Below are 22,442 nucleotides of genomic sequence, written 5' to 3'. Positions count from 1 at the left end.
AGGGGGCGGCCGGTCCGATCCGGCGGCGGACCGTCCGATCCGGCGGCCGCGGGGATCTGATCCGCCCCGGTGCGCGCCCGCGCGGACACCGGCGCTCCCGTCCACCGTATGGAGTCCGGGCGCGGGGCCCGGCCGAGCCTGTCCCCGGCCCGCGATCTAGGGTCGGGGTATGGCACGACCGCGGCGCATCGTTCTCGTACGGCACGGAGAGTCCGAGGGCAATGCCGACGACACGGTGTACGAACGGGAGCCGGACCATGCGCTGCGGCTCACCGAGACGGGTCTGCGGCAGGCGGAGGAGACGGGGGAGCGGCTCCGGAAGCTCTTCGGCGACGAGCCGGTCAGCGTCTACGTCTCGCCGTACCGCCGCACCCACCAGACCCTCCGTGCCTTCCGGCTGCCCCCGGGGCAGGTCCGCGTACGGGAGGAGCCCCGGCTGCGGGAGCAGGACTGGGGCAACTGGCAGGAGCGGGAGGACGTGCGGCTGCAGAAGGCGTACCGGGACGCGTACGGGCACTTCTTCTACCGCTTCGCGCAGGGCGAGTCGGGCGCGGACGTCTACGACCGGGTCGGGGCGTTCCTGGAGAGCCTGTACCGCAGCTTCGAGGCGCCGGACCACCCGCCGAACGTCCTGCTCGTCACCCACGGGCTGACCATGCGGCTGTTCTGCATGCGCTGGTTCCACTGGACGGTGGCCGACTTCGAGTCGCTGTCGAACCCGGGCAACGCCGAAACGCGCACCCTGCTGCTCGGGGAGGACGGCAGGTACCGGCTGGACAGGCCGTTCGAGCGCTGGCGTACCCCGGAACCGTACGGCCACACCGGATAGAGTGGCAGAGCGATGACCGCTGACTCCTCACTCGACCGGCGCTTCGAACGCGCCCTGGCCAGCCTGCGCGGGCTGTCCGTGGGAGACGCCCTGGGCTCCCAGTTCTTCGTTCCCGCCCACTACCCCCTGCTGAAGCGGCGCGAGCTGCCTCCCGGCCCCTGGCAGTGGACCGACGACACCGAGATGGCCTGCTCCGTCCTGGCCGTACTCGTGCACCACGACAGGATCGACCAGGACGCCCTGGCCCTGTCCTTCGCCCGGCACCACGACTTCGACCGGGGGTACGGTCCCGCCGTCAACCGGATGCTCCGGCTCATCAGGGAGGGCGGAGACTGGCGGGAGCTGGCCGCCGCCCTCTTCAAGGGCCAGGGTTCGTGGGGCAACGGCGCCGCCATGCGGATCGCCCCGCTCGGCGCCTGGTACGCGGACGACCCCGAGCAGGCGACGCACCAGGCCGAGATCTCCGCATACACGACGCACCAGCACCGTGAGGCCGTCGTCGGCGCCATGGCCGTCGCCGCCGCGGCCGCGCTCGCCGCCGACCCCGCCGGACCGCCCACGCCCGAGGCCCTGCTCGACGGCGTCATCGCGCTGGTCCCGCGCAGCGCGGTCGGAGCGGGCCTCCGGCGGGCCCGCGACATGCTCGACTACGGCGACGCGGGCACGGTCGCCGCCGTGCTCGGCAGCGGCCGCCGCACGAGCGCACACGACACGGTGCCGTTCGCCCTGTGGTCGGCGGCCCGGGGTCTCGGCGACTTCGAGCGGGTGTTCTGGACGACCGCGCAGGTCGGCGGCGACGTCGACACGACGTGCGCCATCGCCGGCGGCGTGGTGGCCGTCACCGCGGCGGGAGCTCCGCCGGCCGACTGGCTGCGGCAGACCGAGGAGCTCCCGGAATGGGTTCCGGACGGCGCCTCCGCCTGACCCCTGCCGTCCGGTGCGACCGTACGGGTCCGCCGGACGCGCGGACGTGCACGAGGTCCCTCGAACCCCTCCCCGGGGTGCGAGGGACCTCGTCGTCGAGCGGTGCGTCCCCGGCCGTTCCGTCGGCCCGTGCGGCCGGGTGCAGGCGGCGGGCGCCGGGCGGTGCTCAGGCCACCGGTCCGGCGGCCTCCGCGCGGCCGCTGAGGGCCTCCAGGTCGCTCTTGCGGACGCGGATCACCAGCACCGCCGTGACCAGAGCGATCAGCGCCATCACCGCGGCCGCCATGAAGGCCGAGGCGATGCCCGAGGTCAGCACCTCGTGGCCCCAGGGCGCGGGCAGCTCCTTGGTCTTCGCGAACGCCGCCTTCTGCTCCGGCGTCGACTCGGCGAGGAAGGCCGGTACCTGGCGTGCGCCCTCCTCCCGGCTCGCCGTGCCGAAGACCGTGACGAGGATGGACAGGCCGAGCGATCCGCCGACCTGCTGCGTGGCGTTGAGCAGGCCGGACGCGGCGCCCGCCTCGTGCTGGGCCACGCCCGAGACGGCCGTGAGCGTCAGGGTCACGAAGTTGAGCCCCATGCCGAAGCCGAAGAGGAGCATCGGGCCGAGGACGCCGTCCGCGTAGGTGCTGTCCGGCGTGATGAACATCTGCCAGAACAGGCCGGCCGCGGTGATCGCCGAGCCGGCCACCATGAAGGGCTTCGGGCCGAGGGCCGGGAGGAAGCGCTGCGCGAGTCCCGCGCCGAGGGCGATCGCGACCGTCACGGGAAGGAAGGCGAGCCCGGACTCGATGGGGGTGTAGCCGAGGACGTCCTGCACCCACAGCACGATGAAGAAGAACATGCCGAACATGGCGGCGGCCAGGCTGAGCATGATGACGTACGTGCCCGAGCGGTTGCGGTCCGCGAACATCCTGAGCGGAGTGATCGGTTCCTTCGCCCGCGACTCCACAAGGGCGAAGGCCACGAGCAGGACCACCGCGGCCACGAAGGAACCGATGGTCACCGCGTCCTTCCAGCCCTCCTCGGACGCCCGGATGAACCCGTACACCAGCGCCGCCATGCCCAGCGTCGAGGTCGCGGCGCCCGCGATGTCGAAGCGGCCCGGATGGCGCTCGGACTCCGCGATGTAGCGCGGGGTGAGGAAGGCGATCGCCAGGCCGATCGGGACGTTGACGAAGAGGACCCAGCGCCAGTCCAGCCACTCGGTCAGCATCCCGCCGGCCAGGAGGCCGACGGCGCCGCCTCCCGCCGAGACGGCGGCGAACACGCCGAACGCCCGGTTGCGCTCCGGGCCTTCGGCGAACGTGGTGGTGATCAGCGCGAGCGAGGTGGGCGAGGCGATGGCGCCGCCCACGCCCTGCAGGGCCCGTGCGGCGAGCAGCTGCCAGGGCTCCTGGGCGAAGCCGCCGAGCAGGGAGGCGAAGGTGAAGAGCAGGATGCCGGCGAGGAACACCCGGCGGCGGCCCAGGATGTCGCCCGCGCGTCCGCCGAGCAGCAGCAGGCCGCCGAAGGTGAGGGTGTAGGCGCTGAGCACCCACGAGAGGTCGGTGGTGGAGAAGGAGAGCGCGTCCTGGATGTGCGGCAGGGCGATGTTCACGATGGTCGCGTCGAGGACGACCATCAGCTGGCAGGCGGCGATCACGGCGAGCGCGATGCCAGGGCGGCCCCCGGTGCGAGCGGGGCCGTCCTTGGTCTGGGTGTCCAGCGGAGAAGTTGTCACTATGGAGCCCCCACGGAAGAATTAGTGAACGCACCCGTTCACTGTCGACCACGGTAGTGAGTCCCCCGCAGTGAACGCAACCGTTCACTGTGCGCTGCCGACGATCCGCAACGCCACAACGGAGAGCTCCTGATGGTTACTTCGCGCTCCACGGCCGCCGCCCGGCCGGGAGGGGCGTCGCCGCGACGCCGCGGTCCCGTGCTCGAACGGGCCATTCTGGAGGCGACGCTCGACCAGCTCGGCAGCGTCGGCTGGAACGGCCTGACGATGGAGGGCGTCGCGGTCGGCGCGCAGACCGGCAAGGCCGCGGTCTACCGCCGCTGGCCCTCGAAGGAGGACCTCGTCGTCGAAGCCCTCCGTGCCGGACTGCCCACCCTCGACGACGCCCCGGACCGCGGGAGCGTGCGCGAGGACCTGTACGAGCTCTGCCTCCGGGTCCGCGACGTCATGTACTCCAAGCCCGGCTTCGCCCTGCGCGCGGTGCTTCACGAATGCGATGCCGATGCTGCGGAGCGGTTCCACGAGCTGATCGTCACCGGGGTGGTCGAGCCCTCCACCCGACTCTTCACGGCCGTGCTGCGGCGCGGAATCACGCGGGGTGAGGTGCGGCCAGACGCGGTGGACGGTCTGGTCCTCGACGTGATCCCCGCGATGATGATGTACCGCTCCAAGGTGTACGGAAGCGAATGGCAGGACGAGGAGATCGCCGACGTGATCGACCGGATCATGGTGCCGCTGGTGCGTGTCTGACGTGTCCGGGAAGGCGCCCCGGGGCAGTCCGGGAGCGCCTCACGGACGTCCAGGGGGAATCCGGGTATCGCGCGCGGCATCGGGCGGCGTAACCTGACAGGCGCCATGCCGTACGAACCTCCCACCCACACTGTCGAGCGATCGCTCCGCGCCACCAGCGGCGCCAAGATCGTCGCCGGAGTCGACGAAGTCGGGCGCGGGGCGTGGGCCGGCCCCGTCACGGTGTGCGCGGCCGTCACCGGTCTGCGTCGCGCCCCCGAGGGCCTCACCGACTCCAAGCTCCTCACCCCCAGACGACGGACCGCGCTCGCCGCCGAACTGGAGCGGTGGGTCACGGCGTACGCGCTGGGCGACGCGTCTCCCCAGGAGATCGACGAACTCGGGATGACCGCGGCCCTGCGCCTCGCGGCCGTCCGGGCGCTCGAAGGGCTTCCCGTCCGCCCCGACGCGGTGATCCTCGACGGCAAGCACGACTACCTCGGCAGCCCCTGGCAGGTCCGTACGGTGATCAAGGGCGACCAGTCCTGCATCGCCGTCGCCGCCGCCTCGGTCATCGCCAAGGTCCGCCGCGACACCCTCATGGCGGAGCTGGACGGCGGGGCCTACGCGGCCTACGGCTTCGACGCCAACGCGGGCTACCCTTCCCCGGTCCACAAGGCGGCGCTCGAAGAGCTGGGGCCCACCCCGCACCACCGACTCTCCTGGTCGTACCTGGACGCGCTGCCCCGGTGGCGACACCTCAAGAAGGTCCGCCTCTCCGCGGAGGCGGCCGCGCTGGAGAGCGGGGGCCAACTCGGCTTCGACTTCTGATCTTCCGGTCGCGGAGGCCCGCCGCAGGGTGGCCCCTCACGCGCCCGGGGTGCACATGCGTGCCCACCCGCCGGTGCTCCGCGCAGCGGTGTTCGACCTCCATCCACCCCTTCCTTCCCAGGAGCCTCAGATTCACGAGAGCGCCCAGGGTCCCCGCGCCACCGCGGCCGCCGGCCGCCCCGCGTCGACCCCTCGCCCCGTACCCGGCCCGCGTTCCGCGGCCACCCCGCGTCCCGGACGCCCTGGCCCCGGCCCGGCCGGTGCCGCGGCCCCGGCGCCGCGCCCCGGTCCGTCTCCGGCCAAGCGGCCGGAGAATCGTTCCGACCAGCGATCCACGCCGCAGCTCCAGCTGATCCCGGCCCCCGTCGACGGCGCGCTCGACGCCGCCGAAGAGGCGCTGGACATGCTCCTGGAGAGCGGCCGGGCACCCGGCGACGTCCTGGTGCTCACCACTGGCGACCAGCACCCGTGGGCTGCGCACGAGCTGTCCTTCGGCGAGGCCGCCTACTGGGCCCAGCAGGACACCGGCGGCGACGTGTTCTTCGCGGACGCCTCCGCCGTGGAGCGGGCCGCAGCCCGCCCCGTGGTGATCGTCGCCCTCAACGGCGGTGACGACGAGACGGCCGCCCGGGCGCTGCCGTCGGCCATGCAGCGCGCGGGCGTGCTGCTCGTCGTCTGCGGTGACGCGCAGCGCGTCACCTCGGTCCTCGGAGCGGGCGCCGGCGTCTGACTGTCCGTCCTTCGCCGTGCCGGACCCGAGCGGACCTCCCCGGCGGGAGGAACCGACGACCGACCGGATCGGGTCCGACCGGACCCGGCCCGGCGAAGGCCGTCGTGCCGTACGTGTGTGTCGTACGCGCGATCAGCGCGCGGCGGCCCGGCGCAATGGTTCGGTCGCCCCGCTCGCGGTTCGCGGGGTGAGCAGGCCGAGTTCGGCCGGCCCGTCGCCGAGCGGCAGCGGGGCCGAGTCGGAGCTCGGCCGGCGCCCGCCCCGGCCCTCGCCGAGCACCTGCCATCCGCCCCGGGTCAGCGTGATGTACGCGCCGCAGCGGAGTCCGTGGAGCGTGCAGGCGTCCCGGAGCCCCCACATCCAGGCTCCGTCCTCCTCCGTCCAGCGCTCGTCGCCCTCGCGGCAGTACAGCAGGACCGCCGTCCGGACCGGGGTGCGTCTGCGGAGGTCGTGCGGAATGACCCGCCGCAGATGGGCGAGGAGCGCGTTGCGGAACTCCCAGCCGTCCGCGGGGACGGGGCGACGGACGAAGGAGGCGCTGGCGGTGAGACGTTCCTCGTGGTCCAGGATCGCCAGGACCGCCGTCGCGGGCTTGGGCGCGTGGCGGGAGTGCAGGCCGCTGACGACCTCACGCGGATTGCTCAGCAAGGGGATTCCGGCCGCGGCCCACTCGGCGGGTTCGAGCATCCGAGCGAGGCGGCTGGCGGATTCGGACGGCGATCTGAGCGAGGTGGCTGTGGGCGGAGCGAATCCGAGGGTCACGGTCCTCCCTTCGGATACGCGCCCGCTAGGCGGGCAAGGTCGGGTGAGGGCGCACCACGGCACAGTCCTTCCGGACCGCTGACGGGCCGAGTGGGGCGGTGTCCCAATTCTTGCGGGCCCGTGCGCGGGCGGCAACGAGCAATTGAGGCCGCTGACGGGAATGCGTCGGTATGACACTCATATCCCTGCCCAGTTGCCCATTGTTCACTCCCTGTTTGCTCTCCTGTTTCACCCCTGGACGGCGAGCACCAGCGGAAACACCCCTTCCGCTCCGGCCCGCCGCAGGAGCCGCGCCGCCACCGCCAGCGTCCATCCGCTGTCCGACAGGTCGTCAACGAGCAGGACGGGCCCTCCCGCACCGGCCAGACGCCCCGCCAAGTCGGCCGAAACCGTGAGGGTCCGCTGCAGTCCGACGACCCGCTGGGCGCTGTTCGTCCGCGACAGCCGGAGCTCCTCGGCCTCCGGGGTGTACTCCACGGTCCCCAGCAACGGCATCCTGCCGATCTCCGCGATGCGCTCTCCGAGGGAACCGACCAGCCGCGGCTTGCGATGGGAGGCGACGGTGACCACTCCGGCGGGCCGGGCCGGCGCGTCCGACGCCCCGGAGGCCCAACCACCCGGTCCCTTCGCCCAGTCGGCGAGCACGTGCACCACCGCCTGCACGACGTCGTCCGGCACGGGGCCGTCCGGAGTCCCGTCGGCCAGCAGCGGACGCAGCCGGTTGCCCCAGCCGATGTCCGAGAGCCGGCCGAGGGCCCGTCCGCCGAACGCCTGCTCACCGGCCGGGATCCGGCCCTTCAGATCGACCCCGACCGCGGCGAGCCCGGTCGGCCACATCTTCCGGGGCTCGACCTCCACTCCGGGCCGCCCCAACTCGCCCTTGGCCGCGTCCAGAGCGGCGTCGGACACCTTGGGGTCGAAGCGGCTGCCCGCGCAGTTGTCACAGCGGCCGCACGGTGCGGCCTCCTCGTCGTCCAGCTGGCGCCGCAGGAACTCCATCCGGCAGCCGGCGGACGACGCGTAGTCCCGCATCGCCTGCTGCTCGGCCTCGCGCTGACGCGCCACCCACGCGTACCGCTCCGTGTCGTACACCCAGGGTCGGCCCGTGCTCTCCCAGCCACCCTTGACGCGACGCACGGCGCCGTCCACGTCGAGCACCTTGAGCATCGTCTCCAGCCGGGTCCTGCGCAGCTCGACCAGCGGCTCCAGGGCGGGCAGCGAGAGCGGCCGGCCCGCCTGGGCGAGGACGTCGATCGTCCGCCGCACCTGTTCCTCCGGCGGGAACGCCACCGAGGCGAAGTAGCGCCAGATCGCCTCGTCCTCCTGCCCGGGAAGCAGCAGCACCTCCGCGTGCTCCACGCCGCGGCCGGCACGGCCGACCTGCTGGTAGTAGGCGATCGGCGAGGACGGCGACCCGAGGTGCACCACGAAACCCAGGTCCGGCTTGTCGAAGCCCATGCCGAGGGCCGAGGTCGCCACCAGGGCCTTGACCCGGTTGGCCTGCAGGTCGTCCTCGGCCTGCTGCCGGTCGGCGTTCTCCGTCCGGCCGGTGTACGACGAGACCGTGTGGCCGCACTGGCGCAGGTACGCCGTCACCTCGTCGGCGGCGGCGACGGTCAGCGTGTAGATGATTCCCGACCCGGGGAGCTCGCCGAGGTGGTCGGCGAGCCAGGCGAGCCGGTGGGCCGCGTCGGGCAGCCTGACGACGCCCAGGCTCAGGCTTTCCCGGTCGAGCGCGCCGCGCAGCACCAGCGCGTCCGTGCCCGCCCCCGTTCCCAGCTGCTCCGCGACGTCCGCCGTCACCCGGGCGTTCGCCGTCGCCGTCGTCGCGAGCACCGGGACGCCGGAGGGCAGGTCGGCCAGCATGGTGCGCAGCCGGCGGTAGTCGGGGCGGAAGTCGTGCCCCCAGTCGGAGATGCAGTGCGCCTCGTCGACCACGAGCAGACCGGTGGCGGCCGCCAGCCGGGGGAGCACCTGGTCGCGGAAGTCGGGGTTGTTGAGCCGCTCGGGGCTCACCAGGAGCACGTCCACCTCGCCGGCGGCCACCTCCTCCTGGACCGTGTCCCACTCCTCCGTGTTCGACGAGTTGATCGTCCGGGCGCGGATGCCCGCCCGGGCGGCCGCCTCCACCTGGTTGCGCATGAGTGCCAGCAGCGGGGAGACGATCACGGTCGGGCCGCTGCCGCGCTCGCGCAGCAGGGACGTCGCCACGAAGTAGACGGCGGACTTGCCCCAGCCGGTCCGCTGCACCACCAGGGCCCGGCGCCGGTCGGCGACCAGGGCCTCGATGGCCCGCCACTGGTCCTCGCGCAGTCTTGCCTTGCCCGTCGGGTCCGAGACGAGACGGGCGAGGACGGTGTCGGCGGCGGTCCGAAGGGCGGCGCGATCTTCCGGGGAGTCTGCGTGGGTCATGCCTCCATGCAACCCGATGCCTCGGACATCGCGCGAATGAGCCGACGAACCTGTGGACAACTCCCGAGGGCGACCGATGCCCCGTTTCGGGAGTTATCCACAGGGGTTTCGGATTTCGGGAGATCACGAGACCGTCCTGACCATGAACGCGAATCACCACGAAACCAGCGGACTCTCCCGTACCCAGCAGATCACCCTGCGCGGCCCGGCGGAACTGGCCGACGCCCTTCCGTTCATGCTGGGCTTCCACCCCACCGACTCCGTCGTCCTGGTCGCCCTGCACGGCGAGCACGGCCGCTTCGGCGGCCGGGTCAGGCTCGGCATTCCGAGCTCACCCCGCGAATGGGCGTCCACCGCCGACCACCTGGCCGAATGCCTCGTCGAGGGAGGCAGCCGCAGTGGCACCCGGCCGGACGGCATCGTGGTCTTCCTCTGCCAGGACCCCGGAGCGGGCGAGACCGGCCGCAGGGTCATGGAACGCCTGCGACCCCTCGCCCAGCGCCTCAGGACCGCCTGCGGCGCCCTCGACATCCCCGTCTACGAGGCCCTGTGCATCTCCGACGGGCTCTACTTCTCGTACTGCTGCCCCGACGCCCGGTGCTGCCCGCCGGACGGCACCCCACTCGCCCTCAGTGGTACGTCGGTGATGGCCGCGACGGCCGCCTACGCCGGGGTGCAGGTGCGCGGCTCCCTGCGGGACATGGAGGCCCGCATGAAGCCGGCCGGCAGGCCCGGGGAGGAACCGCAGCGTTCCGCCCTGGACGCGGCCGCCGCCGCCATCGTCCCGCGCATCCTCGAAGGAGCCGAGGACAAGGGGCGCGAGGAAGTGCGCGAGACGACGCTGCGGCTCGCTCGCGAGACCCTCCGCCGGTTCGTCGAACCGAAGACCCCGCGCCCGGACGGCACCACGAGCCCGGCGCGGCCGCCGATGCCCGCCGGCGGCACCGCGCAGGCCGACGCGGCCGACGACGCCCTCATCGGCACCGACGAGGCGGCCGCCCTGATCATCGGCCTCCAGGACCGCGTCACCCGGGATCGGGCCGCCGAATGGATGGAGGGCTGGGAGGGCACCGCCGCCCTGCGGCTCTGGCGCGTACTGGCCCGGCGCTGCGTCGCCCCCTACCAGGAACACGCCGCCGCGCCCCTCAGCCTCGCGGGCTGGACGGCCTGGTCCACGGGTGACGAGCCGACCGCCCGCGTCGCCCTCGGGCTCGCGCTCGACGCCGACCCCGAATACACCTTCGCCCGACTGCTCCACCAGGCGTGCAACGAGGGCATCGACCCCGAGTCCCTGCGCTCCTGCCTCAGGGCCGAAAGGGACACCCGGATCGCCTCGGTGCAGGCCGAGCCGGCGGCCGCCCGCCGCGTCCGGACCCGGGCCGGACGCCCTCAGGGGACCCGCCAGAGCCTCAGGAAGCCCGGCCGGCGCCCCGGCGGACCCTCGGCCGGAGTGCGGCCCAGCGGACCCGCCACTGCGAGGCCCGGGAACGGGGCTCCGCAGCGCGGCGGCCGGCGCGGCACCAGGAGTGGCCGATGACGACCGTGACCCAGCCGCCCGCGAGCGCGTTCAGCTCTCTGGCGGAGTCGTACGAACCGTGCCGCCGACACCCCGCAGGCCGCCCGGTTCGCACAGAGAGCACCCCGCACCCGCCATGGCCCCCAGCCCCGCCCCGGCCCCCGGCCGCCCCAGCGGCCCCCCGCCCGCCCACCCGGCGGCTCCGTCGACCGGGCACCGCCCGCCCGGTCCCCACCCGCCCGCTCACACCTCCCTCTCCGGCTACACGCTCGGGGCCGGCATCGCCCTCCCACGGGCGCCGGGCCCCTCGGAGCTTCCCTCGGTCCACGGCGCCCTCCTCTGCGTCGCCCTGCCCGCCCTCGCCGTCTGCGCCGAGCACGGCCAGCTCACCGGCGAGGGACCCGAAGGCGTGTACGCCGCCGGCCGACGGCTCCTCTCCCGGAGCCTCCTGCGGGTGGCGGGACGCGAGCCCGTCGCCCTCCAGGGCCGCATGGCGGCCGCGGACAAGGCGGTCTTCCTCGGCGCCCTCCGGGTGCCGGGGGAGCCGGGACCCGATCCAGCCCTCGCCGTCGAACGCACCCGGAGCGCCGACGGAACCGAGCGGATCACCCTGCGCAGCGCCGCCGGTCGAGCCCTCAGACTCCCCGTCGAAATCGCTCTGGGCACGGATCTCGCGGACCTGGGCACGGTGGCGTCGGGCCGGCCGACCCCCGAGCTCGCCGCCAGCGTCCACGGCACCGGACTCCGCTGGACGGCCCCCGACGGGCGATCCGCAGCCGTCACGGCCGACCCGCCGCCGACGGACTCCCTGGCGGCCGCGGGAGTCCTGCGCTGGGAGGCGGATCTGGCGCCCGGCGCCACCTTCACGATCCACCTGCGGGTGCGCGGCGAGGCGGCCGGCCGAGCGGCCGGGGGCTCGCCCGGCGGAGGGGCCGGGCGTCCCGGCGGTCACCTGCTCTCCGACGCCCGCGCCGAAGGCGACGACCCGCGCCCCGGAGAACTGCTCCGCTCGTCCGTCGACGACCTCCGCGCCCTCCTCCAGCGCGACCCGGCGCACCCCGCGGATGTCCACCTCGCCGCAGGTGTCCCGTGGCGCTGCGGACCGGTCACCGCCGAGGCGCTCTGGGCGGCCCGCATGGCCCTGCCGCTCGGGACCCGGCTCGCCGCCACCACCCTCCGCGCCCTCGGCCGCACGCAACTTTCCGGTGGGGAAGCCGACTCCGGCCGCATCCCCGGACCGCTCAGGGACGCAGGCCCCCACCTCCCGCCCCGCTGCACGGGTGTCGAGGCCACCCTCGCCTTCCCGGCCGTCCTCGCCGAGGCCCGGCGCTGGGGACTGCCCGCCAAGGACCTGGACGAACTGCTCCCCGCGGCGGAGCGCTGCCTCGGCTGGCTGCGCCGGGCCGTCGCCGGCACCGGATACGTGCCGGACCCGGGGCCCGCCGGACCCTGGCGGGCCGAGACCCAGGCACACGCGCACCGGGCGGCCCTGCTCGGCGCCGACCTGCTCGACGGCTGCGGAAGGTCCGGCGGAGACGCGCTGCGCGACACCGCGCGGACCCTGCGCGAGCGCTTCCGGCGGGAGTTCTGGATCGAGGACCGGGCGGGAGGCCGCCCCGCCCTCGCCCGCACGCCCGACGGCCGGACCCGGTCCGAGCTGGGAGGCTGGGCCGCCCACCTGCTCGACACCGGACTCCTGGGCGGCGGGCGGTACGCGCAGGGCCTGCTCGACAAGACGCAGACCGACCAGGTGGCGCGACTGCTCGGAGCCCCGGCCCTCGACTCCGGCTGGGGACTGCGCGGTCTCGGTACGAAGGAGCCCGGATACAACACCTTCGGCCACCGTGCGGGTGCGGTCCGGGTGCACGAGACGGCCGTCGCCGTGGCCGGTCTCGCCGCAGGCGGCCACGAACGGGAGGCGGCCGTCCTGCTGCGTGGGCTGCTGGACGCGGCCGAGACCTTCGCCCACCGGCTCCCCGAGATGTACGCGGGGGAGCAGCGGACGGCGGGCGGGCGCCCGGTGCCCCACCCTGCCGCGTGCCGGCCGGCGGCGACCGCGGCCGCCGGAGCGGTCCACGCGCTCCTCGCCCTCGCCGGGATCCGTCCCGACGTGCCGGGCAGATCGGTGTCGGTGCACCCGCTGCCGTCGGCCCCGCTCGGGGGCATCCGGTTCTCGGGGCTCGTGGTCGCGGGCGAACCCTTCGCCGTACGGGTCGGCAGACTCGGTCTCGGTATGGTCGAGGAGGCCGCAGAGGGCCTTCAACTGGGGGTGTGACGGGATGCCGGGCGCAGACACGAGGGAAGTCCCGCGGCGGGGCGAGGAAGTCGTCGCCGATGCTTCCGGAGGGCGTGTTTATCGTCAGGAAGACGACTATGATCGCGGCATGCCTCCCTACGACCCGTCGGCCTTCCCGCCTTTCGCCGTCACCGTCGATCTGGTCGTGCTCACCGTGCGGCGCCACGCGCTCTGCACGCTGGTCGTACGGCGGGGCGAGACGCCGTACCGGGGCCGCTGGGCGCTTCCCGGCGGTTTCGTCCGGGAGGAGGAGGACCTCGGCGCCGCCGCCGCGCGCGAGCTCGTCGAGGAGACGGGCCTGTGCGCCCACGACCCGACCGCCCCGCAGCCCGTGCCGACCAACGGGGCGCATCTGGAACAGCTGGCGACCTACGGGGCGCCCGATCGCGACCCGCGTATGCGTGTGGTCAGCGTCGCGCACCTGGCCCTGGCCCCCGACCTTCCGGCGCCGCGCGCCGGCGGTGACGCCAACAGCGCCCGCTGGGCTCCTGTCGAGGAGCTGCTCGGCGAGGACGCGGCGGCCGGCGGCGGGGTCGAGGGCTCGGGCACCCTCGCCTTCGATCACGCCCGGATCCTCTCCGACGGCGTGGAGCGCGCCCGTTCCAAGATCGAGTACTCATCACTGGCCACGGCCTTCTGCCCGCCGGAGTTCACGGTGGGAGAGCTGCGCCGGGTGTACGAGGCCGTCTGGGGCGTGGCCCTCGACCCGCGCAACTTCCACCGCAAGGTGACCGGCACGCCCGGCTTCCTGGTTCCGACCGGTGGCACCACGACCCGTCAGGGCGGACGCCCCGCCCAGCTCTTCACGGCAGGTGGGGCGACCCTTCTCAACCCGCCGATGCTGCGGCCCGAGGTCTGACGGGCGCGGACATCCGGCGTCCCGCAGCGTCAACCCTGCGAGGAAAGTCCGAAATGTAGCGTTATCTTGCTGCGGTAGCGCCGCCCTGCCGCGGAGCGGTGTCACCTACCGCGAGAGAAGCGATGCTCCAGGCAATCGGACTGACCAGCACGCCCCGCCGCGATCGCCCGCCCGCCGTGGACGATCTGACCTTCGAGGCCCGGCCGGGCTCCGTGACCGCGCTCCTCGGCCCTCCGGGCGCCGGCAAGACCACCGCCCTCCGGCTCATGCTCGAACTCGAGCCGGGCCGCGGCATCACCTACTTCCGCGGCCGACCCCTGCACCGCATCGCCCACCCGCCCCGCGAGGTCGGCGTGCTCCTCGGCGACATCCCCGGACACCCCTCCCGCACGCTCCGGGGTCAGCTCCGGATGCTCTGCGCCGCCACCGGGGTGCCCGTCTCGCGAGCCGAGGAGCTGGTGCGGACCGTGGGCCTCACCGGACTCGAACGCCGACGCATCGGCACCCTTCCGGTCGGCGCCGACCGACGACTCGGCCTCGCCTCGGCTCTGTTGGGCGCGCCCCACACACTGCTGCTCGACCAGCCGGGCGCCCGCCTCTCCGCCTCCGAGGGCGCCTGGCTGCACGAGCTCCTGCGCGCGCACGCGTCCGGCGGCGGAACCGTGCTCTACACCACGGACGACCCCAAGGAAGCCGCACGCAACGCCGACCGTGTCGTCACCCTGGCCGCCGGACGCCTCGTCGCCGACCAGGAGGCGGCCGAGTTCGCCCGCACCCGGCTGCGTCCCCGGGTCGCCGTCCGCACCCCGCAGGCCGCCCGGCTGGCAGCGGTCGTGACCCAGGAGGCCAGGGCCGCCCGCCGCCCGGTCGAGGTGGTCGCCGAGGGCGGCAACCTCCTGTCCGTCTACGGCAGCGACTGCGCCGCCGTCGGCGACACGGCGTTCCGGCACGGCGTGCCCGTCCACCGCCTCGCCGCCGAGACCGGCGACGCCCGCCCCGCGCCGCACGGCCCCGGGCACACCGACACCACCTCCCCGCCCCGGCCGGCCGAGGCCGACGACCCGCCACAGGCGTCCGAGCGTCCCGGCGACGGCCCGGTCGCGCACGCGGCCGGACCCCGCGAGGGGCGGGCCCTCACCCGACGGCGGCGTCGGACGCCCCGTCGCCCCGCCCGCTCGCCGCTGCGCCCGCTCCGGTACGAGGTCCACCGCCTCCTGGGGGTGCCGAGCACGCCGCTCGTGCTGGCGGCGGTCCTGCTCGTGTCGGTGACCCTCGCCCTGCTCCTGGGGCGTGGTGGGCACGCCGCGCTGCCCGCGGTCCTGGCGGCCTGGCCGGAGATCTCGCCGCTGCCGCCCGCAGCGGTCGGCGCCGGACTGCTCGGGGCCTTCTCCTTCGGGGAGGAGTACCGCTATCCCGCGCTCACCTCGGGGCGCGGCGCCGTGCCCCGCAGGCCGGGCCTGCTGCTGGCGAAGCTCGCCGTGGCGGCGACCGTGGCCCTCGCCCTCGGGGCCTTCGTCGCGCTCGCCGACCTGGCGGTCCTGAGGCTGTTCTATGGCGGTGAGTTGATTCCCGTGCCGAGGAACTGGCCCACGTTGTCGGCGAGTTGGCTCGGCCTGCTGGTCGGATGCGCGTGGGCCGGACTGCTCGGCGCCGGGGTCTTCCGGGCGGCGGCGGCCGGGGTCGCCGCGGTGCTCGCCGTGCCGGTGGCCTTCGTCCCGCTGCTGCAGACGGTGCTCACCGGGCCGTCCGTGCGCTCCGCCGCCGGACTCCCGGCGCGGCTGCGCGAGTTCGTCGGACCCCGTTGGTCCCCGGAGCTGGAGCACTGGCTGGCGGGGAGCCTGCGGGTGCTCGGGCAGCCCGCGGGGGTGGCGCTCTCGCTGACGTTGACCGGGTTGCTCTGCGCCTACGTGTTCACGGGCCTTCGTCGGCAGGCTCGTTGGTGATCACCTGCGGATCGAAAGATTCCGTTTCGCCGTGAACTTCCTTGAAATATGCGCACTATGTCCGAATAATCGTCAATTGTGTAGGGGGTGCCGATCACCCTTTCGTGTGCTTTTCACCAAAGACCTCAAGGGTCACGAGGGCAACGCCGACAAAAAATGCGTGAGTACCCTTGCGCACACCATGATGACCGCCGCCCGCCCCGTCGACTCCGCCCTCGGCGCCCCGGGTGATCTCGACCGCTACCCGTACGCGGAGGCGCCCGCCGCCGGCCGCGTGGGTCCGCCCTCCTGGGAGGGGGTGGACACCGATCTCGGGCGGGTGGGTCGCCGGACCGCCGGAAACCGGGGGCGCGGGCTGCACGGGCAGCTCGTCCAGCAGCTGGGCCAGATGATCGTCTCCGGCGATCTCGGCGCCGACCGTCCGCTCGTCCCCGAGGAGATCGGCCAGCGGTTCGAGGTCTCGCGCACCGTCGTGCGCGAGTCGCTGCGCGTGCTGGAGGCCAAGGGACTCGTCAGTGCCCGCCCGAACGTCGGCACCCGGGTACGGCCCGTCAGCGACTGGAACCTCCTCGACCCCGACATCATCGAGTGGCGCGCCTTCGGCCCGCAGCGCGACGACCAGCGCCGCGAGCTGAACGAGCTGCGCTGGACGATCGAGCCCCTGGCCGCCCGCCTGGCCGCCGGACACGGCCGCGAGGACGTGCAGCAGCGCCTTGCCGACATGGTCGAGATCATGGGCCACGCCTTCGCGCAGGGGGACGGCATCACCTTCTCCCGCGCCGACACCGAGTTCCACTCCCTGCTGATCCAGCTCGCCGGGAACCGGATGCTGGAGCACCTCGCCGGCATCGTGTCCGCCGCCCTCCAGGTCTCCGGCGGCCCCGCCACCGGCTGTGACCGGCCGAGCGAGGCATGCCTCGCGCACCACGCCCGTATCGTGGACGCGCTGGCCGCCGGGGACGCCCACGGCGCGGAGACGGCCATGCGGCAGCTGCTGACCGTCCATCCCGAGGTGAGCGTCGTCCCCGCCCCCCGCGAACACTGATCCGCGGGCCGTGGCCGGGAGCGCGGAGGCGCACGCGACGCGTGCCGCCGGGTCCGAGCGCCACCCGGGAGCCCGGAAGGGTTCCCCGGGCGGCGCCCGGGTTCCGGCGGCACGAATGTGCACTGATCGACCACTCTGCGTGTTTCGCCGCAAATGAGGTGTGACTCGGGCCACGAAGATTGGGCGTAACACTCCTCCGAGCCGTGCGATGACCTAAGAGGTGACGGTCGAGGAAGGAATACAGCAGCCCATGGAGGCGCTGTGCAGTTCCCCGGCCCAACCCGCGCCGTCGGCACATTCCCCGTCGACGGTCGTCGGCTCCAGCTCGATCCCGAGCGGGGCCGGAAGCCGTTTCCATCGTTCCGAGAGGTTGTTCGTGTCGGCCAGCACATCCCGTACGCTCCCGCCGGAGATCGCCGAGTCCGAGTCTGTGATGGCGCTCATCGAGCGGGGAAAGGCTGATGGGCAGATCGCCGGCGATGACGTGCGTCGGGCCTTCGAGGCTGACCAGATTCCGCCAACCCAGTGGAAGAATGTTCTGCGCAGCCTCAATCAGATCCTCGAGGAAGAGGGTGTGACGCTGATGGTCAGTGCAGCGGAGTCGCCGAAGCGCGCCCGCAAGAGCGTCGCTGCGAAGAGCCCGGCCAAGCGCACCGCCACCAAGACCGTCACCGCCAGGACGACCGTGACGAAGACCACCGTCTCGGCCGCCTCGGCCGAGGGCGCCGACCCGGCCGACGAGGCCGGATCCGCCCCGAAGGCGGCGGCGAAGAAGGCCGTCGCCAAGAAGACGGTGGCCAAGAAGGCCGTCGCCAAGAAGACGACGGCCAAGAAGACCGCGTCCAAGAAGGACTCCGACGAGCTCGCCGAGGGCGAGGAGATCCTCGAGGACGTCGCGCCCGGCAAGGGTGAGGAAGAGGAGACCGAGGGCGAGAGCAAGGGCTTCGTCCTGTCCGACGAGGACGAGGACGACGCTCCGGCGCAGCAGGTCGCCGTCGCCGGCGCCACCGCCGACCCGGTCAAGGACTACCTCAAGCAGATCGGCAAGGTCCCGCTGCTCAACGCCGAGCAGGAGGTCGAGCTCGCCAAGCGCATCGAGGCCGGCCTGTTCGCCGAGGACAAGCTCGCCAACTCGGACAAGCTCGCTCCCAAGCTCAAGCGCGAGCTGGAGATCATCGCCGAGGACGGCCGCCGCGCCAAGAACCACCTCCTGGAGGCCAACCTCCGTCTGGTGGTCTCCCTGGCCAAGCGCTACACCGGCCGCGGCATGCTCTTCCTGGACCTGATCCAGGAGGGCAACCTCGGTCTGATCCGCGCGGTCGAGAAGTTCGACTACACCAAGGGCTACAAGTTCTCCACGTACGCCACCTGGTGGATCCGTCAGGCGATCACCCGCGCGATGGCCGACCAGGCCCGCACCATCCGTATCCCGGTGCACATGGTCGAGGTCATCAACAAGCTCGCGCGCGTCCAGCGCCAGATGCTCCAGGACCTGGGCCGCGAGCCCACCCCGGAGGAGCTGGCCAAGGAACTCGACATGACCCCCGAGAAGGTCATCGAGGTCCAAAAGTACGGCCGTGAGCCGATCTCCCTCCACACCCCGCTGGGTGAGGACGGCGACAGCGAGTTCGGCGACCTGATCGAGGACTCCGAGGCGGTCGTCCCGGCCGACGCGGTGAGCTTCACGCTCCTCCAGGAGCAGCTGCACTCCGTCCTCGACACGCTCTCCGAGCGTGAGGCGGGTGTCGTCTCGATGCGCTTCGGCCTGACCGACGGCCAGCCGAAGACGCTGGACGAGATCGGCAAGGTCTACGGCGTGACGCGAGAGCGGATCCGTCAGATCGAGTCGAAGACGATGTCGAAGCTCCGCCACCCGTCGCGCTCGCAGGTGCTGCGCGACTACCTCGACTGATCCTCACGAGGCACAGAGCGGTACACGGAAGGGCCCGGTTTCCCCGAGAGGGGAGCCGGGCCCTTCCGGCTCGTGCGCGTGCAGGGCGCGGAGCTGTGCTGGACGCTGGGTGAACCGACATCACCGGAGAGTCAGGAGACTCCATGCGTGGTTCCTTCGCCCGAGCGTTGACGGGTGTCCTGGGCCTGGCCGCCGCGGCGGCGGGGCAGGCCCTCACCGCCGCCCCCGTGGCGGCCGACAGCGTCGTGGTGGGCGGCCGCCCGGCCCAGATCACGGAAGCGCCCTGGGTGGTGGCGCTGTCGAGCCGTGACCGGTTCGGGGGTACGCGCGCGGGACAGTTCTGCGGGGGCGTCGTCGTCGCCCCGACCAAGGTGCTCACGGCGGCCCACTGCCTGGGCCGCGAGGTGCTCGGCGGCGAGCCGTGGGAGGTGCGCGACTTCTCCGTCATCGCCGGCCGCGCCGCGCTGCTGGGCCAGGGCGGGCAGGAGGTCCGGATCTCGGACACGTGGGTGAACCCCGACTACGACCCGACCGCGAACTCGGGGGACCTCGCGGTGCTCACGCTGGCGAGCCCGCTGCCGCAGTCGTACGTGATCGGCGTCGCCCGCACCGGGGACGCCGCGTACGCGCCCGGGGCGGAGGCGGACGTCTACGGGTGGGGCGACACGACCGGCAACGGGAGCTACGCCACGACGCTGCGGACCGCGCGCGTCCAGGTGCTTCCCGACGCGTCCTGCGAGCGGGCCTATCCGGCGGGCTTCGGCGTCCGGTACCGGGGCGACTCCATGCTGTGCGCGGGCGACCCCCAGGGCGGCCGCGACGCGTGCCAGGGCGACAGTGGAGGCCCCCTCGTGGCCAAGGGGCTGCTCGTCGGGCTGGTGTCCTGGGGGAGCGGCTGCGGGCAGGCGGAGAATCCGGGCGTGTACACCCGGGTCGCGGCGGTGCTGCCGGAGAACTTCTGACCGGACGCCCGAGCCGGGGCCGGGGACGCTTCCCCGGCCCCGGCACACCCCGGGGTTCCGGGGCCGGTGTGCGGGTACGAGAACGGGCGACCACCCCCCTTGTGCGGGGGTGGCCGCCCGTCGTCCGGTCGGGGTCAGCGACCGGCCCTGAGCTCGTCGTGGATGGCGTCAGGCGTGGTCTTCGCCCATCGTGCGGGCCGGCACGTCCGTCAGCCGGTCCGTCTCATCCTGTATCTCAACGGCGATCTTCTTGAGTTCCGGCTCGAACTTACGTCCGTGGTGGGCGCAGAAGAGCAAGTCACCTCCGCTGGTCAGAACGACGCGCAGGTATGCCTGGGCGCCGCAGCGGTCGCAACGGTCAGCGGCCGTCAGGGGGCTCGCGGGGGTCAGAACAGTAGTCACGTCGCCTCTTCTCTAGCTCGACGAGCTGTCGTACCAGGGTCAACATCCAACCAGGCCGGAAACGTTCCCGCTCGTGGCTTTTCCTTGAAACTTCTTCCCAAGGTGGCTGTCTGCTGCCGGTTGGCGGCGAATGAGCCGTATTGCGTTGCTCTACGGATTTCGCGTTGCTTGTGTGGGTCGGTCCCCCCGGCGTGGTTGCCGGTTGTTGATGAGGACGTGCCCGGAGCCTAAATGGTTCATGCCTGGAAGGGAACGTGATGTTCGCGTCACCCCATCGAGGGATCGAACATCCATACGACTCTGGACTAGCATGAGGAATCCGGGTGGGTGGCGTGACAACGGCTCTACCAGGCATCGGTACCCTCTGAACCGGTGACCGACGCCGGGCCTTACCCCACGGGGCCACATTTCAAATTCAGCGAGGAGCGAACCGCGTGACCGCCGAATCGTCCGTGCCGTCCAGTGCGCTGCTGACCGCAGACCGTGACGCTTCCAACTACACCGCGCGGCACCTGCTCGTACTCGAAGGGCTCGAAGCAGTCCGCAAGCGCCCGGGCATGTACATCGGGTCCACCGACAGCCGCGGCCTGATGCACTGCATCTGGGAGATCATCGACAACTCGGTCGACGAGGCCCTCGGGGGCTACTGCGACCACATCGAGGTCATCCTCCACGACGACGGCTCGGTCGAGGTCCGTGACAACGGCCGCGGCATCCCCGTCGACGTCGAGCCGAAGACCGGGCTCTCCGGCGTCGAGGTCGTCATGACCAAGCTGCACGCCGGCGGAAAGTTCGGAGGCGGGTCGTACGCCGCCTCCGGCGGTCTGCACGGCGTCGGCGCCTCCGTGGTCAACGCCCTGTCGGCCCGCCTCGACGTCGAGGTCGACCGCAACAGCGCCACGCACGCGATCAGCTTCCGCCGCGGCGTCCCGGGCATCTTCACCGAGCAGGGCCCCGACAGTCCCTTCGACCCGGGCAACGGCCTGCAGAAGGGCAAGCGGGTCCCCAAGAACCGCACCGGCACGCGCGTCCGCTACTGGGCGGACCGGCAGATCTTCCTCAAGGACGCCAAGCTCTCCCTGGAGACGCTGCACCAGCGCGCCCGGCAGACCGCCTTCCTCGTGCCCGGCCTGACCATCGTCGTCCGCGACGAGCGGGACCTCGCGGGTGTCGGCAAGAGCGAGGAGACCTTCCGCTTCGACGGCGGCATCAGCGAATTCTGCGACTACCTCGCCCAGGACAAGGCCGTCTGCGACATCCAGCGGCTCACCGGCCAGGGCACCTTCAAGGAGACCGTCCCGGTCCTCGACGAGCGGGGCCACATGACCCCGACGGAGGTCACCCGCGAACTCGCCGTCGACGTCGCCCTGCGCTGGGGCACGGGCTACGACAGCACGGTCAAGTCCTTCGTCAACATCATCGCCACCCCCAAGGGCGGCACCCATGTCTCGGGCTTCGAGACGGCCGTCACCAAGACGGTGAACGAGGTGCTGCGCTCGGCCAAGATGCTGCGCGTCGCCGAGGACGACATCGTCAAGGACGACGCCCTGGAGGGGCTCACGGCCGTCGTCACGGTCCGCCTCGCGGAGCCGCAGTTCGAGGGGCAGACGAAGGAGGTCCTCGGTACCTCCGCCGCCCGCCGCATCGTGGCGAACGTGGTCGCCAAGGAGCTCAAGACCTTCCTGACCTCCACGCGTCGCGACGACAAGGCCCAGGCCCGTGCCGTCCTGGAGAAGGCCGTCGCGGCGGCCCGCACCCGCATCGCGGCCCGCCAGCACAAGGAGGCCCAGCGCAGGAAGACCGCGCTCGAGTCCTCCTCGCTGCCGGCCAAGCTGGCCGACTGCCGCAGCGACGACGTGGAGCGCAGCGAGCTCTTCATCGTCGAGGGGGACTCAGCGCTCGGCACGGCCAAGCTCGCCCGGAACAGCGAGTTCCAGGCGCTGCTGCCGATCCGGGGCAAGATCCTCAACGTCCAGAAGTCGTCCGTCTCGGACATGCTGAAGAACGCCGAGTGCGGGGCGATCATCCAGGTCATAGGGGCGGGCTCCGGCCGTACCTTCGACATCGACGCCGCCCGGTACGGGAAGATCGTCCTCCTCGTCGACGCCGACGTCGACGGCGCGCACATCCGCTGCCTGCTGCTGACGCTCTTCCAGCGCTACATGCGGCCCATGGTGGAGGCCGGACGGGTCTTCGCCGCCGTGCCGCCGCTGCACCGGATCGAGCTGGTCCAGCCGAAGAGGGGCCAGGACAAGTACGTCTACACGTACTCGGACAACGAGCTGCGGCAGACGCTGCTGGAGTTCCAGCGCAAGGGGGTCCGCTACAAGGACTCCATCCAGCGCTACAAGGGTCTGGGCGAGATGGACGCCGACCAGCTCGCGGAGACCACGATGGACCCGCGCCACCGCACCCTGCGCCGGATCAACATCGGCGACCTGGACGCGGCGGAGGGTGTCTTCGACCTCCTCATGGGCAACGACGTGGCGCCTCGCAAGGAGTTCATCACCGGCTCGGCGGCGACGCTCGACCGCTCGCGCATCGACGCCTGATCACTCCACCCGTGGGTG

17 protein-coding genes are annotated in these 22,442 nt (G+C 72.8%); 13 read left to right on the top strand and 4 right to left on the bottom strand.

Annotation, left to right across the window (positions count from 1 at the left end; translation table 11 throughout):
* Positions 1 to 169: 169 nt before the first annotated feature.
* Both AB0424_RS15645 and AB0424_RS15640 read left to right on the top strand, forming a co-directional pair.
* Positions 170 to 829 (top strand): histidine phosphatase family protein, encoded by a 660-nt coding sequence (locus AB0424_RS15645; protein ID WP_366305607.1) that lies wholly within the window; start codon positions 170 to 172, stop codon positions 827 to 829.
* Positions 830 to 841: 12 nt separating this feature from the next.
* Positions 842 to 1,753, top strand: coding sequence for an ADP-ribosylglycohydrolase family protein (locus AB0424_RS15640; protein WP_366305605.1), 912 nt, complete (start codon positions 842 to 844; stop codon positions 1,751 to 1,753).
* 166 nt (positions 1,754 to 1,919) lie between these two features.
* Here the strand turns inward: AB0424_RS15640 and AB0424_RS15635 are convergent, their stop codons facing one another.
* A complete protein-coding gene (locus tag AB0424_RS15635; protein ID WP_366305603.1) occupies positions 1,920 to 3,473 on the bottom strand; it encodes an MFS transporter in 1,554 nt (517 codons plus the stop codon).
* 132 nt (positions 3,474 to 3,605) lie between these two features.
* Here AB0424_RS15635 and AB0424_RS15630 point away from each other — a divergent pair, with 132 nt between their 5' ends.
* The 3 genes from AB0424_RS15630 (at position 3,606) to AB0424_RS15620 (ending at position 5,763) form a co-directional block, all read left to right on the top strand.
* A complete protein-coding gene (locus tag AB0424_RS15630) occupies positions 3,606 to 4,223 on the top strand; it encodes a TetR/AcrR family transcriptional regulator (RefSeq protein ID WP_366305601.1) in 618 nt (205 codons plus the stop codon).
* 105 nt (positions 4,224 to 4,328) lie between these two features.
* The gene (locus AB0424_RS15625; RefSeq protein ID WP_366305600.1) at positions 4,329 to 5,033 is read left to right on the top strand and encodes a ribonuclease HII; all 705 of its coding nucleotides are present in this window, start codon (positions 4,329 to 4,331) and stop codon (positions 5,031 to 5,033) included.
* A 55-nt stretch (positions 5,034 to 5,088) separates the two neighbouring features.
* Positions 5,089 to 5,763: a hypothetical protein gene (locus AB0424_RS15620; protein ID WP_366305598.1), complete on the top strand. Its 675-nt coding sequence runs from the start codon at positions 5,089 to 5,091 to the stop codon at positions 5,761 to 5,763.
* 132 nt (positions 5,764 to 5,895) lie between these two features.
* On the opposite strand, the gene AB0424_RS15615 is transcribed toward AB0424_RS15620, so the two are convergent.
* Together AB0424_RS15615 and AB0424_RS15610 are read right to left on the bottom strand one after the other, a co-directional pair.
* Complete coding sequence (locus AB0424_RS15615) at positions 5,896 to 6,525, bottom strand: hypothetical protein (RefSeq protein ID WP_366305596.1); 630 nt, start codon at positions 6,523 to 6,525, stop codon at positions 5,896 to 5,898.
* A 228-nt stretch (positions 6,526 to 6,753) separates the two neighbouring features.
* Complete coding sequence (locus AB0424_RS15610) at positions 6,754 to 8,937, bottom strand: RecQ family ATP-dependent DNA helicase (protein ID WP_366305594.1); 2,184 nt, start codon at positions 8,935 to 8,937, stop codon at positions 6,754 to 6,756.
* A 142-nt stretch (positions 8,938 to 9,079) separates the two neighbouring features.
* Here AB0424_RS15610 and AB0424_RS15605 point away from each other — a divergent pair, with 142 nt between their 5' ends.
* From AB0424_RS15605 to AB0424_RS15575, 7 genes are all read left to right on the top strand, one after another.
* A complete protein-coding gene (locus tag AB0424_RS15605) occupies positions 9,080 to 10,474 on the top strand; it encodes a DUF4192 domain-containing protein (protein ID WP_366305592.1) in 1,395 nt (464 codons plus the stop codon).
* A 115-nt stretch (positions 10,475 to 10,589) separates the two neighbouring features.
* Positions 10,590 to 12,728 carry a glycogen debranching N-terminal domain-containing protein gene (locus AB0424_RS15600; protein ID WP_366305590.1) on the top strand — a complete coding sequence of 713 codons (2,139 nt, stop codon included), beginning with the start codon at positions 10,590 to 10,592 and terminating at the stop codon, positions 12,726 to 12,728.
* Positions 12,729 to 12,837: 109 nt separating this feature from the next.
* Positions 12,838 to 13,608 carry an NUDIX hydrolase gene (locus AB0424_RS15595; RefSeq protein WP_366305588.1) on the top strand — a complete coding sequence of 257 codons (771 nt, stop codon included), beginning with the start codon at positions 12,838 to 12,840 and terminating at the stop codon, positions 13,606 to 13,608.
* 122 nt (positions 13,609 to 13,730) lie between these two features.
* Positions 13,731 to 15,551, top strand: coding sequence for an ABC transporter ATP-binding protein (locus tag AB0424_RS15590; protein ID WP_366305586.1), 1,821 nt, complete (start codon positions 13,731 to 13,733; stop codon positions 15,549 to 15,551).
* 160 nt (positions 15,552 to 15,711) lie between these two features.
* Positions 15,712 to 16,596 carry a FadR/GntR family transcriptional regulator gene (locus tag AB0424_RS15585; protein WP_366305585.1) on the top strand — a complete coding sequence of 295 codons (885 nt, stop codon included), beginning with the start codon at positions 15,712 to 15,714 and terminating at the stop codon, positions 16,594 to 16,596.
* 376 nt (positions 16,597 to 16,972) lie between these two features.
* The gene (locus AB0424_RS15580) at positions 16,973 to 18,508 is read left to right on the top strand and encodes an RNA polymerase sigma factor (protein WP_366305583.1); all 1,536 of its coding nucleotides are present in this window, start codon (positions 16,973 to 16,975) and stop codon (positions 18,506 to 18,508) included.
* A 143-nt stretch (positions 18,509 to 18,651) separates the two neighbouring features.
* Positions 18,652 to 19,470 (top strand): serine protease, encoded by an 819-nt coding sequence (locus tag AB0424_RS15575; protein ID WP_366305581.1) that lies wholly within the window; start codon positions 18,652 to 18,654, stop codon positions 19,468 to 19,470.
* A gap of 168 nt (positions 19,471 to 19,638) precedes the next feature.
* Here AB0424_RS15575 and AB0424_RS15570 read toward each other — a convergent pair whose 3' ends face one another.
* Positions 19,639 to 19,872, bottom strand: a complete 234-nt coding sequence (locus tag AB0424_RS15570; protein WP_030687247.1) for a hypothetical protein — start codon at positions 19,870 to 19,872, stop codon at positions 19,639 to 19,641.
* 434 nt (positions 19,873 to 20,306) lie between these two features.
* Between AB0424_RS15570 and AB0424_RS15565 the strand changes: the two genes are divergently transcribed.
* On the top strand, positions 20,307 to 22,424 hold the full coding sequence (locus AB0424_RS15565; RefSeq protein WP_366305579.1) for a DNA topoisomerase IV subunit B: 2,118 nt from the start codon (positions 20,307 to 20,309) through the stop codon (positions 22,422 to 22,424).
* The last annotated feature ends 18 nt before the right edge of the window (positions 22,425 to 22,442 follow it).

This window comes from Streptomyces sp. NPDC051180, assembly GCF_040689545.1.
Classification (GTDB): domain Bacteria; phylum Actinomycetota; class Actinomycetes; order Streptomycetales; family Streptomycetaceae; genus Streptomyces.
Note: the sequence above shows the minus strand (reverse complement) of the source record. Positions and strands in the feature narration are given on the sequence as shown.

What these genes read in the sequence shown, in the direction of transcription:
- AB0424_RS15645 (WP_366305607.1), top strand. Translation starts at nt 170, where the DNA reads ATGGCACGACCGCGGCGCATCGTTCTCGTACGGCACGGAGAGTCCGAG.
- AB0424_RS15640 (WP_366305605.1), top strand. Translation starts at nt 842, where the DNA reads ATGACCGCTGACTCCTCACTCGACCGGCGCTTCGAACGCGCCCTGGCC.
- AB0424_RS15630 (WP_366305601.1), top strand. Translation starts at nt 3,606, where the DNA reads ATGGTTACTTCGCGCTCCACGGCCGCCGCCCGGCCGGGAGGGGCGTCG.
- AB0424_RS15625 (WP_366305600.1), top strand. Translation starts at nt 4,329, where the DNA reads ATGCCGTACGAACCTCCCACCCACACTGTCGAGCGATCGCTCCGCGCC.
- AB0424_RS15620 (WP_366305598.1), top strand. Translation starts at nt 5,089, where the DNA reads ATGCGTGCCCACCCGCCGGTGCTCCGCGCAGCGGTGTTCGACCTCCAT.
- AB0424_RS15610 (WP_366305594.1), bottom strand. Translation starts at nt 8,937, where the DNA reads ATGACCCACGCAGACTCCCCGGAAGATCGCGCCGCCCTTCGGACCGCC.
- AB0424_RS15605 (WP_366305592.1), top strand. Translation starts at nt 9,080, where the DNA reads ATGAACGCGAATCACCACGAAACCAGCGGACTCTCCCGTACCCAGCAG.
- AB0424_RS15600 (WP_366305590.1), top strand. Translation starts at nt 10,590, where the DNA reads ATGGCCCCCAGCCCCGCCCCGGCCCCCGGCCGCCCCAGCGGCCCCCCG.
- AB0424_RS15595 (WP_366305588.1), top strand. Translation starts at nt 12,838, where the DNA reads ATGCCTCCCTACGACCCGTCGGCCTTCCCGCCTTTCGCCGTCACCGTC.
- AB0424_RS15590 (WP_366305586.1), top strand. Translation starts at nt 13,731, where the DNA reads ATGCTCCAGGCAATCGGACTGACCAGCACGCCCCGCCGCGATCGCCCG.
- AB0424_RS15575 (WP_366305581.1), top strand. Translation starts at nt 18,652, where the DNA reads ATGCGTGGTTCCTTCGCCCGAGCGTTGACGGGTGTCCTGGGCCTGGCC.